The organism is Micromonospora sp. NPDC050695, from assembly GCF_040654415.1.
GTDB lineage: Bacteria > Actinomycetota > Actinomycetes > Mycobacteriales > Micromonosporaceae > Micromonospora.
In genome coordinates this window covers 1-15,901 of the sequence record NZ_JBFAHZ010000082.1, presented here as the reverse complement: position 1 = coordinate 15,901, position 15,901 = coordinate 1, and the positions used below count along the sequence as shown (strand labels likewise).

The window sequence follows — 15,901 nt, the reverse complement described above, 5'->3', positions numbered from 1 at the left end:
CCCGACCAGGTGCTGCTGTGGCCACCCGACCGCAACACAGCATGCTGGTGCGATTCAGGCCGCAAGTACAAGAAATGCTGCGGCATACCGGCCAGAAACTAGCCCTGCATTCCGCACGTGGCACAACCGCCCGACCAAGGAGAAACCCACCTCACCATGGCAAGAAGACTGATCTGCGCGCTCCTGTCCGCCGGGTTGGCGATCGGCACGGCGATCGGCGCGGCACAGCCGGCCAGCGCCGCGGACGCCGCTCCCGACGGTGGTGGCTGGGCGAACGCCGGCGTCATGCCGGGCGAGCGAGCCAGCGCGGCGTCCGCGAGCGCCAATATCCCGGCCGGCTACACGGTCCGCGGCATCGACGTCTCCAGCCACGACCACAACCTCGGCCCGATCAACTGGCCTCAGGTCGCGGCCGGTGGCGCCAGCTTCGCGTACGTCAAGGCGACCGAGGGGCAGACGTACCGCAACCCCTACTTCGCCGAGGACTACGCGGCGGCCAAGGCGGCCGGTCTGCTCGTCGGCGCCTACCACTTCGCCCGCCCGGACAAGCGTGACCCGATCAGCGAGGCGAACTTCTTCATCGACAACGCGGCGTTCATCAAGGACCGCCAGACGCTCGTCCCCATGGTGGACATCGAGTGGCCGTACTGGTCCGGCGCGCCAACCTGCTACGGGCTCACTCCGACCGAGATGTCGAACTGGATCCGGTCCTTCACCGACCAGGTCAAGGCACGCATCGGTCGACCCGTGATGATCTACACGAACACCAACTACTGGAACCCTTGCACCGGCAAAAACGCGTCCTTCGGCGGCAACCCGCTGGACATCGCCGGCTACACCACGGCCCGCCCGCCGCTGCCGGCCGGATGGACGACGGAGACCATCTGGCAGTACGCCGCCGGTAACCCGAGCAAGCCCGCGAACTACAGCCAGAACGTGTTCAACGGCACGTACGCGGCCCTCACCCGACTCACCGGCGCCCCCGTCCCGACGGCACCGATCGTCCTCCGCGCCCGGGCCAACAAGCGCTACGCGGTGGCCGAGAGCGCCGGCGCCAAGCCGGTGATCGCCAACCGCACCACGGCCGGACGGTGGGAGCAGTTCGACGTGGTCGGCGCGGGCGGCAACTACGTCGCCCTCCGCTCGCGCGCCAACGGCAAATATGTCACGGCGGAGAGCAAGGGGACGAAGCCGCTGATCGCGAACCGGACGTCGATCAGCACCTGGGAGAAGTTCACGATCATCAACAACTCGGATGGCACCATCAGTCTCCGCGCCGCGGCCAACGGCAGATACGTGGTGGCGGAGACCAAGGGCACCAAGCCGCTGATCGCCAACCGGACGTCGATCAGCACCTGGGAGAAGTTCGACCGGCTGCCCATCTCGTAAGGCGCGTGCGATCCGGCCTGGTCCGTGCTGCCCGACCGGCAGCAGGGACCAGGCCGTCACGCTTCGCGGCCCAGCGGACGTAGTCCACGCCGTACGACACGGCCGTCGTCGCGCCGTCGGTGCAGGCGCCCGCCGGGGCCACGCCGCCCGAGGTCAGCGGGCGGCTGATGTACGCGACGCGCGGGATCGCTAGGGCGTGGCGGTGGCGGTTGGCCGGAGCACGCCGCACGCCTGAATGACCTCGGCGACCTTGGGATCGGTCGTGGCCGGGTTGGCCCGAAGGTCGACACCGCGGTCGGCGAGGCAGTTGCGGTAGGCCGCACCGGCGTCGCCGTTGCCGCCCCCCGGGCCGCCGAGGCCGTTGCCGCCCGGGCCACCGCTGGGACGCACCGACGCGCAGGCATCCTGCGCCTTCTGCCAGGTCGCGTCGTCGACCCCCTGGGGGCGGAAGCCCTCCATCCGCCCGCCGCCCGGCCCACCGGACGGGAACGCGGTCGGACGCCCCGACGGAAAGTCGGTCGGGCGCCCCGAGGGGAATCCGCTGGGACGCCCGGAGGGCAAGGTGTTCGTGATGTCGATGCCCTGGTCGCGGAGGCAACCGAGGTAGGCCGAGACTCCCTCCGGTGCGCCTGCGGTCGCCTGGCCGTCGGACCCACTCCCACCATCCGAGCCGCAACCGGCCGCCATGAGCAGCGCCGCCGATCCGGCCAACGCCAGGGTCCATCGCGTACCGCGGGACTGTCGCGTGCGCAGAGACACAGCTCCTCCATCCTCGTCGTGCCGCCGGGGTCGGCAAACGTGCCGCGGCACACCGGCCCATGCAACCTCCACCACCTCCAGGCCAGGTCAGGCGGAGCTCAAAGAACCCTTCGAATCGACTCTGAGGGAACTCCGAGGTACGGCTCAGCGATCTGCGAGGTGAGCCGCCGATACTCGCCGCTCATGGGCTTCCTCCGAAGAAGATGGCGTGACCACGGCCGGCTCGCCGTCTGCGGCCTCGCCGCGCTGGTCCTGCTCGGCGTCGCGGCGGTGGTGTGGACGTCGCACCGGGGAGAGCCGGCTCGGTCAGGCAACACCAGCACCGCGCGGGTCGACCGGGGTGCGGTTGTCACGGCCGTCGCGACGACCGGTTCGCTCGAACCCGCGCAGACCCGCACGCTCGGCTTCGCCACCGACGGCACGGTGACGGCGGTCAACGTACGCCCCGGTGACCAGGTGAAGACGGGTCAGGTGCTCGCCGAGATCGACGCCGCCGCCGCGAAGAAGCGGGTGAACGACAGGCGGCAGTCACTCGAGGACGCGGAGAGCGCGCTCGACGAGGCGGCGGAGACGGCCGACGGCGGGACGGGCACCTGCCCCGTCGCCGCAGCCCGAATCGGGCAGATCGTCCCGGTCGCTCTGATCGCCGATGGCAGCGCCACGCCGACGCCTACCGCCACGCCGACGCCCACGCCCTCGACGACGCCCTCGGTGTCGCCGAGCAGCCAACCGTCGCCGACCCGATCGGTTCAACCGCCCGCGAGCCAACCGCCGCGCTCCGGCGGTGGCCAGGAACCGGGCGGTGGCCAGGCACCCGGCGGTCAGCTGCCCGGCGGCGGCCAGAACGCCGGATGCTCCGCTCAGCGGTCCGGGGATCCCGTGCTCGCCGCGCAGCAGCGGGTGACCAGTGCCGAGGTCGCCCTGGCCGAAGCGGAAGATCAGCTTGACGGCACCCGGATCACGGCGCCGATCGGTGGGAAGGTGCTCACCGTGGCCGGCGCGGTGGGTGCCGACGTCGGCACCGGCGGCACGTTCGTCACGCTTGCCGACGTGGCAGGCATGCAGGTGGCGGCCGATGTTCCAGAGGCCTACGCGGGCCGTCTGGAGATGGGCCAGAGCGCGACAATCACGCTGGCCAACCGGCCGAATGAGGAGTTCGCCGCCCGCGTCGTACGGATCGACCCGGTGGGTGCCGCCGATGGAGACCTGGTGCGGTACGGCGTCGTGCTCGCCTTCGAGGAGGTCCCGACGGAGCTCCTCGTGGGCCAGAGCGCGAACGTCCGGGTGCGGACCGGCGAGGCCGCCAGCGTGCTGCGGGTGCCTTCGGCCGCGGTGCACGGCGATGACACCGTCGTGCTCAGGACGGCCGCCGGTGATCAGGTCCGCGCCGTCGGCGTCGGGCTGCGCGGCGACCAGTACACGGAGATCACGAGCGGGCTCGCCGAAGGCGACGAGATCGTCACAGCCAGCACAAAGGGAAGTCCTAGCTGACTCCGAGGTACCTCCGTTAGAAGAATGACGTGGCTGGACGGTTGACCCGAGTGCTCGTCGTCGACGACGAACCCAATATCTGTGCCCTGCTGTCGGCGACGCTGCGGCTCATCGAGTTCGACGTGCGTGTCGCCACCGGCGGGCACGAGGCGCTGGCGGCGGCCGCCGAGTTCCAGCCCGACCTGGTGGTGCTCGACGTGATGCTGCCCGACCTGGACGGCTTCCAGGTCGCGCAGCGGCTGCGGTCCGGGCCGGAGCCGCATGTCCCGGTGCTGTTCCTGACCGCACGCGACGCGGTCGAGGACCGCATCTCCGGCCTGACCGTCGGTGCCGACGACTACGTCACGAAGCCGTTCAGCCTGGAGGAGGTCGTACTCCGGATCCGGGCGATCCTGCGCCGCAGCCGCATCGAACCGAACGACGACACCGGCGTCCTGCGCTACGCCGACGTCGAACTCGACGAGGACGCGCACGAGGTGCGCCGCGGCGGCCGGCTGGTCGACCTGTCGCCGACCGAGTTCAACCTGCTCCGCTACCTCCTGGTCAACGCGGGCCGGGTGGTGAGCAAGGCGCAGATCCTGGACCGGGTCTGGAACTACGACTTCGGCGGCGACGGCCGGATCGTCGAGTCCTACGTCTACTACCTCCGCAAGAAGATCGACCGCTGGGAGCCGCCGTTGATCCACACGGTCCGTGGTGTGGGGTACGCGCTGCGCCGGCCCCCGGACGAATGAGAATGCCCAGGTGGCGGCAGTGGACGCTGCGGTCCCGCCTCGTCGTCGCGGTGGCCGCGCTGAGCGCGGTCGCCCTGGTCGGGTCCAACGCGGCCGGCATCGTGCTGCTACGTCAATACCTCACCGACCAGATCGACAACCAGCTCGCCGGGATGCGCCACATCGCGGCCCGCCCGCTCCCGCCCGACCAGTCCGGCGACAATCCGTTCTCCCGTGGCCGCTTCGACCTGTACCGCACCATGCTGGTCTTCGACGCCGCTGGCCGCCAACTGCCGTCGCCGTCACCATCGCCCGACGAGATCTCACCACCACAAGTGGGGACGATCGACGCCCTGCGCGACAAGGCGGACGACGGGCCGTACACCGTGGAATCCGTCGATGGTGGGGACCGCTGGCGGGTCACCGTGGTCAGCCAACCCGACGGCGGTGTCGCCGTCCCCGCCATCTCGCTTCGCCAGGTCGAGGCCACGACGGACCTGCTGCTCGCCATCGACCTGATCGTGATGATCGTCGTGCTGTTCCTGCTCGCGCTGGTCGCCGCGGCGGTGGTCCGGATCGGCCTGCGCCCGCTGATCCGGATGGAAAGCACGTCCACCGCGATCACCGCCGGCGACCTGACCCACCGGGTGGACGACGCCGACCCGCACACCGAGTCGGGCCGGCTGGGCATCGCACTGAACTCGATGCTCGACCGGATCGAATCGGAGGTGGCTGCCAGGACCGCGTCCGAGCAGCGGCTCCGGCAGTTCGTCGCGGACGCGTCGCACGAACTCCGCACCCCGCTCACGTCGATCCGCGGCTTCGCTGAGCTGTACCGGCGTGGCGGCGCCCCACCCGGCCAACTGCTGGACGAGACGATGGCCCGCATCGAGGCGGAGGCCGCCCGGATGGGGCTGCTGGTCGAAGACATGCTGCTGCTGGCCCGGCTGGACCGCCAGCGGGAGCCGCAGCGACGCCCGGTCGACCTGCTCGCGATCGCCGCCGACACGATCCGCGACGCGCACGCCCGCCGCCCCGACCGCCGGGTCCAGCTGGCCAGCTTCGGCGGCGACCAGTGCGCCTTCGACCCGGTGACGGTGCTCGGCGACGAACACGAACTCCGCCAGGTCGCGACGAACCTGGTCGCCAACGCGCTGCAGCACACGCCACCGAGCGCCGCCATCACCGTCCGGGTTGGTCGGCTGGCGACGTACCGGCCCCGCCGTCAGATCGCCGCCGTGGTCGGCGAGGAGCCGCCCCGTCGTACACCGATCGCGGTTTTCGAGGTCGCCGACGACGGCCCGGGCCTGCCCGGGCAGCATGCCGGGCGCATCTTCGAACGGCTCTACCGGGCCGATCCGAGTCGAGCCCGAAGCAATGGCGGCTCCGGGCTCGGCCTGTCGATCGTCGCGGCGATCGTGAGCGGCCACGGTGGCCGGGTCGAACTGGAGACGAGCCCGGGCCAGGGAGCCGCGTTCCGGGTGCTGCTGCCCACCGGTTCCCAGTCAGCTTTGAGCTTGTACGGGGCTTGCTCCGAGCCGCCCCCTGCAAGCTGACGCGCATGCGCCACAGCCTCCCGAGACTGGGCAGGCCGTCGTTTCCGAGACTGCGGACGTCGCCTGCCCTGATCGTCAACGTCATACTCGCCCTGACGGTGGCCGGCGCGGCCACCTGGGCGTACACCTCATTCAGCACCGCGAAGGCCGCCGAGCCGGGCTCCGGCGGCAGCCGTACCATCGCCGCGGCCCAGGGCACGGTCACCGCGACGGTCTCCTCCTCCGGCACCGTACGCAGCGCGTCGACGGCGAGCGCCACGTTCGGCACCTCCGGCACCGTCACCGCGATCCGGGTCCAGGTCGGCGACAAGGTGACCAAGGGGCAGGCCCTGGCGTCCGTCGACGACAAGGCCGCACGCCGGCAGCTCACCGCCGCCCAGACCAACCTCGACGCCGCCGAAGCCGCGCTCGACCGGGCGCAGGACGCCAACGGTGACACCTCCGAGGCCGAGGGCCAGGTGGACCAGGCCAAACTCGACGTCGACGAGGCCGAGGACGCCGTGGCCGGCACCACCCTGAAGGCGCCGATGGCGGGAACGGTGACCGCCGTCAACGGCACGGTCGGCGGATCGGCCTCCGGAACCGGCAGCAGCGGCGGCAACACCTCGAACGGCGGGGGCAACGCGCCGAGCGGCGCCTCCAACGGCGGCAGCAGCGGGACCGGCTCGTCGTCCGCCGGCTTCATCGAGATCGCCGACCTGAGTCGACTGGAGGTCTCCGCCTCGGTCGCCGAGGCGGACGCCACGAAGCTCAAGGCCGGCCAGGCCGGCACCGTCACCTGGAACGCGCTACCTGGCGCACGGTCGACGACCAAGCTCGCCGCCATCGACCCCAACGCGACGACGGAGAACAACGTCGTGACCTACGGCGTCACGTTCACCATCGACGACCTGCCCGAGGGAGTACGCGCCGGCCAGAGCGTCAACGTGTCGGTCACCGTCGGCCAGGCCGACGAGGTCGTGTACGTCAACTCGGCGGCCATCACCAGCGCGGGCAATCGGCACACCGTCACCGTGCTGGACAACGGCCAACGCGTCGTCCGCACCGTGGAGGTCGGCCTCGAAGGCGACAGCACCACCGAGATCAAATCTGGTCTCGCCGCCGGAGATCAGGTGCTGATCAACACGCCGAGCAACTCCAACCAGGGGACGCAGCCTGGCGGCGGCTTCCCCGGCGGAGGGGCAGGACCCGGCGGCGGAGGGTTCCCCGGCGGTGGAGGTTTTTCCGGCGGCGGTCGTCCCGGCGGTGGCCGGTGACCGTCCTCGACGTACGCACCGTCACCAAGGTCTACGGCCAGGGTGCCGCCACCGTCCACGCGTTGCGCGGAGTGTCACTGACCGTCGCGCGGGGCGAGTACCTGGCGATCATGGGCTCGTCCGGCTCCGGCAAGTCCACCCTGATGAACATCCTGGGCTGCCTCGACATCCCGACCGCAGGTCAGTACCTGCTCGACGGTGTCGACGTGAGCCGGCTCAACGACCGCCAACTCGCCCTGGTGCGCAACCGCCGCATCGGCTTCGTCTTCCAGTCGTTCAACCTCATCCCCCGCACGTCGGCGGTAGCCAACGTCGAACTGCCGTTGGCCTACGCCGGCGTCAAGCCGGCCGAACGTCGTCGACGGGCACGCAACGCGCTGAACATGGTCGGCCTCGCCCAGCGCGGCGACCACGAACCCAACCAGCTCTCCGGCGGCCAGCAGCAACGCGTCGCGGTGGCCCGGGCGCTGGTCACCGAACCCGCCCTGGTGCTGGCCGACGAACCGACCGGCAACCTCGACAGCCGGTCGACCGAGGACATCCTCGGCATCTTCGACGACCTGCACGCCGCCGGCCGCACCATCCTGCTCATCACTCACGAGGAAGACGTCGCCGCCCGCGCGAGCCGCCTGATCCGGCTCGTTGACGGCCAGATCGTCACCGACGTCCGGCAGCAGGTGTTGGCATGAACGCCTTCGAGGTGTTGCGGTTCGCCGTACGCGGGATCGGCGCCAACAAGCTCCGCTCCAGCCTCACCATGCTCGGCATCCTGATCGGCGTCGCGGCCGTGATCCTGCTGGTCGCCGTGGGCAATGGCTCCGCCCGTCAGGTCGCCGACCGGATCGAGGCGCTGGGCACCAAGACCCTGACCGTGCAGGGCGTCGGCGGCAGCGGTGCCCTCACGCCGGCTCTGGCCGAGGCGCTCGACGATCCGGTCCTCGCACCCGACGTCGCATCGGTGTCACCGGTCACCAGCACCCAGGCGACCCTGACCTACCAGGGCACCGAGCACTCCGTCCAACAACTCGTCGGCAGTTCCCCGAGCTACTTCGCGGCCTCGAACTCCCCGATCGGCGACGGAGCGGCATTCACCGCCGACGACGCCGCACAGGGCCGCCCGGTCATCGTGATCGGGCAGACCGTCGCCGACGAACTGTTCCCTGGCGTCCAGGCCGTCGGCAAGGAGATCACCGTCAACGGTGCCCTGTTCACGGTCATCGGTGTGTTGGACGAGAAGAGCAGCGCCTCCGGCTTCATGGACGCCAACGACGTCGCGATCGCACCACTGAGCGCGGTCCAGCAGGCGCTCACCGGATACGGGCCGCTCACCTCGATCGTGGTCGAGGCCCGCACTCCTGAGAAGGTGACCGACGCGCAGTCACAGGTCTCCCTGATCCTGTCCCAGCGGGTCCAGGTGCCGAGCGGCTCGACCACCCAGCCCTACCGCATCCAGAACGCCTCCCAGCTCCTGCAGACGCAGACCGAGACGGCCGACACGTTCACCACGCTCCTCGGTGCCGTGGCCGGCATCAGCCTGCTGGTCGGCGGCATCGGCATCACCAACATCATGCTCGTCACGGTCACCGAACGCACCCGTGAGATCGGCATCCGCAAGGCCCTCGGCGCACCACGCCGGGTGATCCTCACCCAGTTCCTGGCCGAGGCCACGATGCTGAGCCTGCTGGGCGGTGGGCTGGGCGTCGCGACCGCGTTCATCGGCAGCAACTTCACCATCGTCGGTGTACGGCCGGTGATCGTGCCCAGTTCGATCGCCCTCGCCCTGTGCGTGTCGGTCGCGATCGGGCTCTTCTTCGGCAGCGTGCCCGCCCATCGGGCGGCCGGCCTGCGCCCCATCGACGCCCTCCGCTACGAGTGAACCCCCGGGAGACCGTTGTGACCGCATCCACACTGGACGTTGAGCTGGCCGCCGCGGCGAACCGCCGCCGGTGGAACAGGACGACGATCGTCCTCGCTGTGGCGCTCCTCCTCGCCGGCGGCCTGGTGGCCGGGATTGAGGTGCAGAAAGAGTTCGGCACGCAGCCCAGCGCCGCGGGGCCGGGCGGATTCCGGGGACAGGGCGGCTTCACCCCACCCACGGCCCTCCCGGGCGGTGGTTCAGTCGCCGGCGGCACCCAGGGCAGACCACAACGCGCCAACACCACCACCGGGACCGTGAAGCTCATCGACGGCAGCACCGTCTATCTGCAGACCGAGTCGGGTGAGGTGATCACGATCCGCACCAACGGCGACACGTCCGTGCGGGTCCCCGGGCAGTTGAAGAGCTTCAAGACCGGCGACAAGGTCAGCGTGGACGGCGCCACGGATGCGAACGGCTCGGTGACCGCGTCGTCGGTCACGAAGACCAACTGAGCGCGAATGATCGGGGCGTCGAACGCCCGGGGGTGGCTCGTGGTCCGCGAGCCACCCCCAGCATTTCGTTAGCGGCGGGTGACGGTCATCGTCACCGGCACCACCGGGGCGGCGTACGGGGTGTCCGCGAGCAGGATCTCCTGCGCCGAGTACGTGCCGGTCCGGGTGACGCCCGCCGCGGCCGTCGCGGTCAGCGTGACCTTGATCGTCCGGGACTTGCCGGGTGCCAGGGTGAAGGTATCCGGCTGTTGGCTACTCATCCAGGTGGCGTCGCCCTGTTCACCGCAGTCGCCGAGCCCGTCGAGGAAGAGCATGCTCTCCGAGCCGATGTCCCGGCTGGCCGTACCCCCGACGATGTAGGCGCCGCAGGCTGCGGCGGCCCGGTATCGCGGCGTCGGCATCGCCGGCAGGTCGATCCACGCCCCGGCGACCGGGTCGTAGCCGACGACCTGGCTGCCGACGCCGTTGCCATCGATGACGCCGCCCGCGATCACCAGCAGCCCACCGGCCATGGTGGTCTGCGCGCCGTAGACCGCGTGCGTCATGTCCTCGCCCGCGGTCCAGACGCCGGTCGCCGTGTTGAGCACCTGCAGATCCTTGTAATAGATCTTCTTGTTGGAGCCGCCCGCGCAGAAGACGAGCCGGCCCAGCGCGCCGCAGTGCGTCCAGGCGACGGCGTGCGGGTACGCGGTCCCGGTGCTGAACTTTCCGGTCGCCGCATCGAACACGACCGTCGTGTCCGATGCCACGCAACTGGTGGTGACGCAGCCGCCGACCAGGTAGACCTTCCCACCGGACACCGCGACACCCGCCGAGGCGACCGGGCTCGGGTTCGTCGCGGACAGCGTCGACCAGGTGCCGGACCTGGGGTCGTACACGTCCACCTCGGGCACTGTGGGGCCTTGGCCGGACCAGCCGCCGAAGAGGTAGATCTTGCCGCCGAGCGCCACCGCTGCGCCGCGCGCCCGTGGCCGGGGCAGATCCGGCAGGACCTTCCACGTCTGCGCGGCGATGTCGAAGGCGTACGCGCTCTTCCCGTACCCGGTGCCGACCTGACCACCGAGCGAGTAGACCGTGCCGTCAGCGGTCACCGCGGCATTGTCGTTGATCATGCCGGGGATGTCCGGCGCCTTCACCCAGGCACTCGCCGCGGCCTGCGGCGTGGTCGCGGGCACGCCGGGCGTGCCCTTCCAGGACTGCGAAAGACCCTTCACCGGTACGGTCACCGCGGCGGGCCCGCTCTTGGCCTTGCGGGCGAGTTCCTCGTACCCCTTGGAACGCTCAACGGTCATCACCGTCGCCGGGGCCTTGCCGGCGTTCGTGACGGTGATCGTCGCCGTGCGGGTGGACCCGTACGGCACCCGTAGGTCGATCTTCGCGGGCGTGACCTTCAGGCGGCCCGCGTCGAGGGCCTGGTCCTTGCGGTTGACCGTGTTCGCCGCGACCGTGGTGGTGGCGGTGTGCGTGGCGTACGCCCGCTTGGCCGCGGTGAGGGTGCGCTTACGGGTGGTCGGCGAGAACAGCCAGTAGAGCCCGTCGGGTTCGTTCGGGTCGTCCGGCGTCGCGATCGACGTGGCCCCGGCGGCGGGCTGACCGACGGCGGTGACGGCGACGCCAGCCAGGCCGGCCTTGGTGTTCGCGTCGCGGGTCGTACCGATCACCAGGCCGCCCGGCACCGGAGTGCAGGCACGGTTGAGGACCCGCACGTCATCGATCTGCCACCACCAGCCGTACTCCTCCTGGAAGCGGAAGCGGACGAGCGCGCCGGCCACCCCGGCGACCGGGTCCAGCGAGATCTGCTCCGAGCGGGGGCCGCGCCGGTCCTCCTCGGTGTGCCAGACGTTCGTCCAGCTCGCGCCGCCGTCGGCCGAGACGTCGACGTCCGCCGCACCGCCGACCACCCAGTAGTCGGAGGAGAACCGGAGGTACGGCGCGCTGGCCTTGCTCAGGTCGAGCGGCGGCATGACCAGGTCGGCGTCCTGCGTGTGGCCGCCGCCCAGGTGGTCGCTGTCGATGATGGCGAAGCCGCCCGTACCGCCGGTCTGGTTGTCGCGGCCGGCCGGGTTGTCGAAGGTCCAACCACCCCCGCCGGTACGGTCGGCCAGGGTCCAACCCGCGGGCTTCGCGGCCGTGTCGAAGGTCTGCGCGTAGTAGTCGGCGCTGTCGGCTCCCGTGTAGCCGGCGGCGTCGCAGGCCGGACCGGTGGTCAGCGCGACGTCGGCGGTCGTGCCGTGCCGGCCGGCCGCCACCCGCACAGTGGACGTGCGGTAACCGGCGTAGACCGCGGTCGTGGTGATGGCCCACGAGGTGCCGGCCGGGACGTCGAAGGAGTACGCGCCGGTGTCCGGGTCGGTGTAGACCGGACCGCCGGGACGCCCCGCGACGGACAGCTTCGCGTACAGCGGCCAGCGGTGGCCGGAGCCGTCGGTCACCTTGCCCCGGACGGGGACCATGGTGGCCTTCGTGAGCTTCACGTCCCGGGTGACGGACTGTCGGTCGGCGACGGTGACCGTCGTGTGCGCGGTGGCGTACCCGTACTTCTCCACGGTGAGCGTGCGGGTGCCGGGTTCGACGATCAGCCGGTAGCGGCCGTCGGCGGCCGTGGTGAACGTGTGGTCGCCGATGGTGACCTTCGCGTCGGCGGCCGGCTTGCCGCCCGCCGTCAGCAGGCCCGAGACCGTGGCGTACGTCTTGGGCGCGGCGGCGACGGCGGCGTGTACGTCGAGCCGGCCCTCACCGAACGTGTTGTTGTCGTCGGCGGTACCGCCGCAGGACAGGTCGGCGGTGTCGACGGCCGAGTTGTCCAGCAGCGCGCGGGTCGCGGCGACGTCACCGCGCAGCAGCGGGGAGGCCGCCCAGATCAGTGCGACCGCGCCCGCCACGTGCGGGGTGGCCATGGAGGTGCCATCCCAGGTCGCGTACCCGCCACCGGGAACCGCGGAGCGGACGGCGACACCCGGCGCGGCGATGTCCGGCTTGATCGAGTCGTCGATCGGGGACTTGCCGCGCAGGGAGAAGCCGGCGATCGCGTGGTCCGCGCTGTAGGCACCCACCGCGTACGACTCGGGGTAGCTGCCCGGGTCGGCAATCGAGTTGCACGAGGCGCCCTCGGGCGCGTTGCCCGCGGCGAACGCCGGGAAGATGCCCGCCGCGACCCAGGCCCGGATCGTCTCCTGATACCACAGGTCGCCACCGCCGCCGCCCCACGAGTTGTTGACGACGTCCGGCCGCAGGTCGGGGCGCGGGTTCTTGCCGCTGCTGTCGGTCGGGGCGAGGATCCACTGACCGGCGGCGAGCAGCGCCGCGTCGGCGCAGAACTCGATCTCGCAGCCCTTGGCGGCGATGAACGTCGCGCCGGGCGCCACGCCGATGTGGTCGCCGGCACCGTCGTCGCCGACCATCGTCCCCATCGTGTGGGTGCCATGCTCGCCGTCGTCGCAGGGCGTCGCCGCGTCCGGGCAGGTCCCGGTGCCGTCGAACCAGTTGTAGCTGTTGTCGACGGTGCCGTCGGTGCGGTGGCCGCGGTAGTGCGAGGCGAGCGCCGAATGGGCTATGTCGACACCGGTGTCGATGTTCGCGACGACGATGCCCTCGCCACGGTCGGCGTACTCGTCCCACACGGCCGGCGCGCCGATGTCACTGACGCCCCACGTCGTGGCCGCCTTGGCCGCCACCGGGTTCTTGCTGACCGGCGCGGGGGCCCGGTACGTGCGGGTCGGCTCGACGCGCTCCACGTCGGAGCGCTTCGCGATGCTGTCCAGCAGCGCCTTGTCACCGGTGACGCGGACCGCATTGGCGATCCAGTACGACTTGTAGCTCGCCTTCTGGCTGTCCAGCATCGCCCGGAGGCTCTTCTGGCTGGTGTCAGCCGTCGTGGTGAGTGCGGAGAACGCCTGGGTCGTCCGGGCGCGCTTGTCGGCGACCTTGGCGGCGGCGGACAGGTCAGCCCGCTGCCGCAGGTAGACCCAGAAGCTCGTGGTGCCGTCGGCGGCGAGGTCGGACACGACCTCCGGGTTGATGACCGGCTTCGGGTCGGCCGCCGCGGCGGAACTGCCGATGGGCAACCCGGTGAGCGTGACGGCGAGCGCCAGGAGGGTACGGGCAACGATCGGTTGCCGTTCCCGTCTGCGACGCGACAGGGACATGCTTGCTCTCTTTCTCTCCCCGGCGCGAGGTGCACCGGCGTCGACGTCACGGTTGCGGCGTCAGCCTGATGATCAAATACTGGCATTGTTTCGACCCGGTACCGGTGTCGCCGGTGTCACGCCTTGCTGGTCATGGCCGCCCTCGCGGTCTGCGCCGTCACCGCCGCCCAACTCCGCGACCGCGCCGACACCGCCGCGCATTGACACCTAGGATGCCTATGCCTAGGTTGCTAGGCATGGAGCTGCGTGGGCATCTGGACCTGCTACTGCTCGGAACCCTGCACCAAACAGGACCGGTGCATGGATACGCGCTGATCGTTGCGCTCCGGGACCGGTCTGACGGCGCCTTCAAATTGCCGGAGGGCACGGTCTACCCCGCACTGCACCGACTGGAGCGTGATGGCTTGATAGACAGCGAGTGGTATACGGGGAAACCCCGCCGCCGCCGGGTCTATCGGCTCACGCCATCAGGAGCCGCCGCGCTGACCGCGAAACGGCGGGAGTGGCGCACTTTCGCGCGGGGTGTACAAGCCATCGTGGAACCCGATGTCAGGGAAGGGTGGGCATGAGCGGCGAGGGAGAAGGCGTGGGCGGGGACGTTTCCGACCGAAAAAGGCCCGAGGCTCCAGGCGATGTCGATCGCCACCTCGACGAGATGTTCAACCGGCTCGCCGGCACGGGCGCGGCTGGTCGTCGGGCCCTGGCCGAGGTCGAGGACCACCTGCGCGACGCCGTCGCCGACGAGCTGACACAGGGCGTGCCGGCCCGGCAGGCTGAGCGCAACGCCGTCGCGCGCTTCGGACCGCCGGCCCGTATCGCCGGCCAGCTTCGTCGGGCGCATCGAGTCGCCTCGGGCGCTGTGACGTTCTCCGGTGCCTGGCTGTTGATTGGACTCGCCGTGCTGATGCTCGCCGTGATGAGCCTGTCCGAATTTCTGTGTAACGCCCTATCCTGTCTAACTATCGGACATCGATGGGGATGCGGCCTGGGAAGAAGATGTCCAAGGCGTTGAGGGCCTGCTTCCAGCCGTGGACGCCGGCGCCTTCGACGAGGCGCGGTGGTGCTTGCCGGGTTTGGGTGCGGGGTTTGCCGGCTTCGGCGGCGCGTTGGCGGGCGCGTTTGTCTTCGATGTCGGCGATGGCCAGCCAGATCAGCTTGACCACGGCGTCGTCGGTGGGGAAGTGCCCACGATTCTTGATCACTTTGCGGATCTGGTAGTTGAAGCTTTCGATGGCGTTGGTGGTGTAGATGATCCGGCGGACCTCGGGCGGGAACGCGAGGAACGGGGTGAACCGGTCCCACGCCCTCTCCCAGACCGCGACTGCGGCTGGGTAGCGCTTCCCGAGCGGACTGTCGGCGAAGGCGAGCAGCGCGGTTTCCGCGGCGTCGGCGGTCGGGGCGGTGTAGATGTCCTTGAGCGCGGCGGCCATCGCGCGGCGGTCGGTGTAGGACACGAATTTCATGGCTGCCCTGATCAGGTGCACCACGCAGGTCTGCACGGTGGTGTGTGGCCAGACGGCCTCGATCGCCTCGGGCAGGCCGGTGAGCCCGTCGCAGCAGGCGATGAGCACGTCACGCACGCCCCGGTTACGCAGTTCGGTGCAGACCTGCATCCAGAACTTCGCGCCCTCGCTCTGCGCCACCCAGATACCCAGGACGTGCTTGACCCCATCGGTGCCGACACCGACGACGAGGTAGCAGGCCTTGTTGCGCACCGTGCCGCCGTCGCGGACCTTCACCATCAGGCAGTCGACGTAGACGATCGGGTAAACCTCGTCCAAGGGCCGCTGCTGCCAGGTCTTGACCTCGTCGAGGACCTCGTCGGTGATGGTGGAGATGGTGTCCGGGCCGACCTCGGTGCCGTAGACGCGGTGCAGGTGATGCGCGATGTCCCGCACGGTCATCCCACCGGCATACAAACTGATGACCACATCCGAGAGGCCACCGAGGCGGCGGGCATTCTTCGGCAGCAGCATCGGAGTGAACGTGCCCGCCCGATCCCGGGGCACCTTCACCTCGACCGGCCCGATCTCGGTCTGCACCGTCTTCGCGGTGCTCCCGTTGCGCGAGTTGCCCGACCCCTTGCCCGCCGGATCGTGCTTGGCATAGCCCAGATGATCCCGCAGCTCGGCCCGCAGCCCCCGCTCCAGGACCGCCTTCACCAACTCCGACAGGAACCCACCCGGCCCGGTCAACCGCAGCCCATCGCCCTTGACCTGCGC

Annotated in this window: 14 protein-coding genes; 11 read left to right on the top strand and 3 right to left on the bottom strand. The window is 70.4% G+C overall.

All coding sequences use genetic code 11. The annotated features are described in order from the left end of the window. The first annotated feature begins 9 nt into the window (after nucleotides 1-9). Both AB0H52_RS30345 and AB0H52_RS30340 read left to right on the top strand, forming a co-directional pair. Nucleotides 10-102, top strand: coding sequence for an SEC-C metal-binding domain-containing protein (locus tag AB0H52_RS30345; RefSeq protein WP_357951672.1), 93 nt, complete (start codon nucleotides 10-12; stop codon nucleotides 100-102). Nucleotides 103-156: 54 nt separating this feature from the next. Beyond that, entirely contained in the window at nucleotides 157-1,389 is a 1,233-nt protein-coding gene (locus AB0H52_RS30340) for a GH25 family lysozyme (protein WP_151491986.1), read from the top strand. Between the two features lie 189 nt (nucleotides 1,390-1,578). Here AB0H52_RS30340 and AB0H52_RS30335 read toward each other — a convergent pair whose 3' ends face one another. Next, nucleotides 1,579-2,148 (bottom strand): hypothetical protein, encoded by a 570-nt coding sequence (locus AB0H52_RS30335; protein WP_357951668.1) that lies wholly within the window; start codon nucleotides 2,146-2,148, stop codon nucleotides 1,579-1,581. Nucleotides 2,149-2,307: 159 nt separating this feature from the next. Between AB0H52_RS30335 and AB0H52_RS30330 the strand changes: the two genes are divergently transcribed. From AB0H52_RS30330 to AB0H52_RS30300, 7 genes are read left to right on the top strand one after another with little or no spacing between them, the layout of a single operon-like run. Next, nucleotides 2,308-3,639, top strand: coding sequence for an efflux RND transporter periplasmic adaptor subunit (locus AB0H52_RS30330; RefSeq protein ID WP_151491984.1), 1,332 nt, complete (start codon nucleotides 2,308-2,310; stop codon nucleotides 3,637-3,639). A gap of 29 nt (nucleotides 3,640-3,668) precedes the next feature. Beyond that, on the top strand, nucleotides 3,669-4,373 hold the full coding sequence (locus tag AB0H52_RS30325) for a response regulator transcription factor (protein ID WP_151491983.1): 705 nt from the start codon (nucleotides 3,669-3,671) through the stop codon (nucleotides 4,371-4,373). A 2-nt stretch (nucleotides 4,374-4,375) separates the two neighbouring features. Further along, nucleotides 4,376-5,908: a HAMP domain-containing sensor histidine kinase gene (locus AB0H52_RS30320; RefSeq protein ID WP_225854712.1), complete on the top strand. Its 1,533-nt coding sequence runs from the start codon at nucleotides 4,376-4,378 to the stop codon at nucleotides 5,906-5,908. A 5-nt stretch (nucleotides 5,909-5,913) separates the two neighbouring features. Beyond that, nucleotides 5,914-7,164 (top strand): efflux RND transporter periplasmic adaptor subunit, encoded by a 1,251-nt coding sequence (locus AB0H52_RS30315; protein WP_357951665.1) that lies wholly within the window; start codon nucleotides 5,914-5,916, stop codon nucleotides 7,162-7,164. Then, a complete protein-coding gene (locus AB0H52_RS30310; protein ID WP_151491980.1) occupies nucleotides 7,161-7,853 on the top strand; it encodes an ABC transporter ATP-binding protein in 693 nt (230 codons plus the stop codon). Before AB0H52_RS30315 ends, AB0H52_RS30310 begins: the two co-directional genes overlap by 4 nt. Then, entirely contained in the window at nucleotides 7,850-9,040 is a 1,191-nt protein-coding gene (locus AB0H52_RS30305) for an ABC transporter permease (protein ID WP_151491979.1), read from the top strand. The genes AB0H52_RS30310 and AB0H52_RS30305 overlap by 4 nt, the downstream gene beginning before the upstream one ends. Before the next feature lie 17 nt (nucleotides 9,041-9,057). Next, on the top strand, nucleotides 9,058-9,534 hold the full coding sequence (locus AB0H52_RS30300; RefSeq protein ID WP_151491978.1) for a hypothetical protein: 477 nt from the start codon (nucleotides 9,058-9,060) through the stop codon (nucleotides 9,532-9,534). 68 nt (nucleotides 9,535-9,602) lie between these two features. Here the strand turns inward: AB0H52_RS30300 and AB0H52_RS30295 are convergent, their stop codons facing one another. Then, nucleotides 9,603-13,679 (bottom strand): S8 family serine peptidase, encoded by a 4,077-nt coding sequence (locus AB0H52_RS30295; protein ID WP_357951662.1) that lies wholly within the window; start codon nucleotides 13,677-13,679, stop codon nucleotides 9,603-9,605. Nucleotides 13,680-13,915: 236 nt separating this feature from the next. On the opposite strand from AB0H52_RS30295, the gene AB0H52_RS30290 reads away from it, so the two are divergent. After that, complete coding sequence (locus AB0H52_RS30290; RefSeq protein ID WP_151489420.1) at nucleotides 13,916-14,248, top strand: helix-turn-helix transcriptional regulator; 333 nt, start codon at nucleotides 13,916-13,918, stop codon at nucleotides 14,246-14,248. Further along, a complete protein-coding gene (locus tag AB0H52_RS30285; protein ID WP_357951659.1) occupies nucleotides 14,245-14,691 on the top strand; it encodes a permease prefix domain 1-containing protein in 447 nt (148 codons plus the stop codon). Before AB0H52_RS30290 ends, AB0H52_RS30285 begins: the two co-directional genes overlap by 4 nt. Here AB0H52_RS30285 and AB0H52_RS30280 read toward each other — a convergent pair. Next, entirely contained in the window at nucleotides 14,639-15,880 is a 1,242-nt protein-coding gene (locus AB0H52_RS30280) for an IS256 family transposase (RefSeq protein ID WP_357951670.1), read from the bottom strand. The two genes, AB0H52_RS30285 and AB0H52_RS30280, sit on opposite strands and share 53 nt — an antisense overlap. Nucleotides 15,881-15,901: the final 21 nt, after the last annotated feature.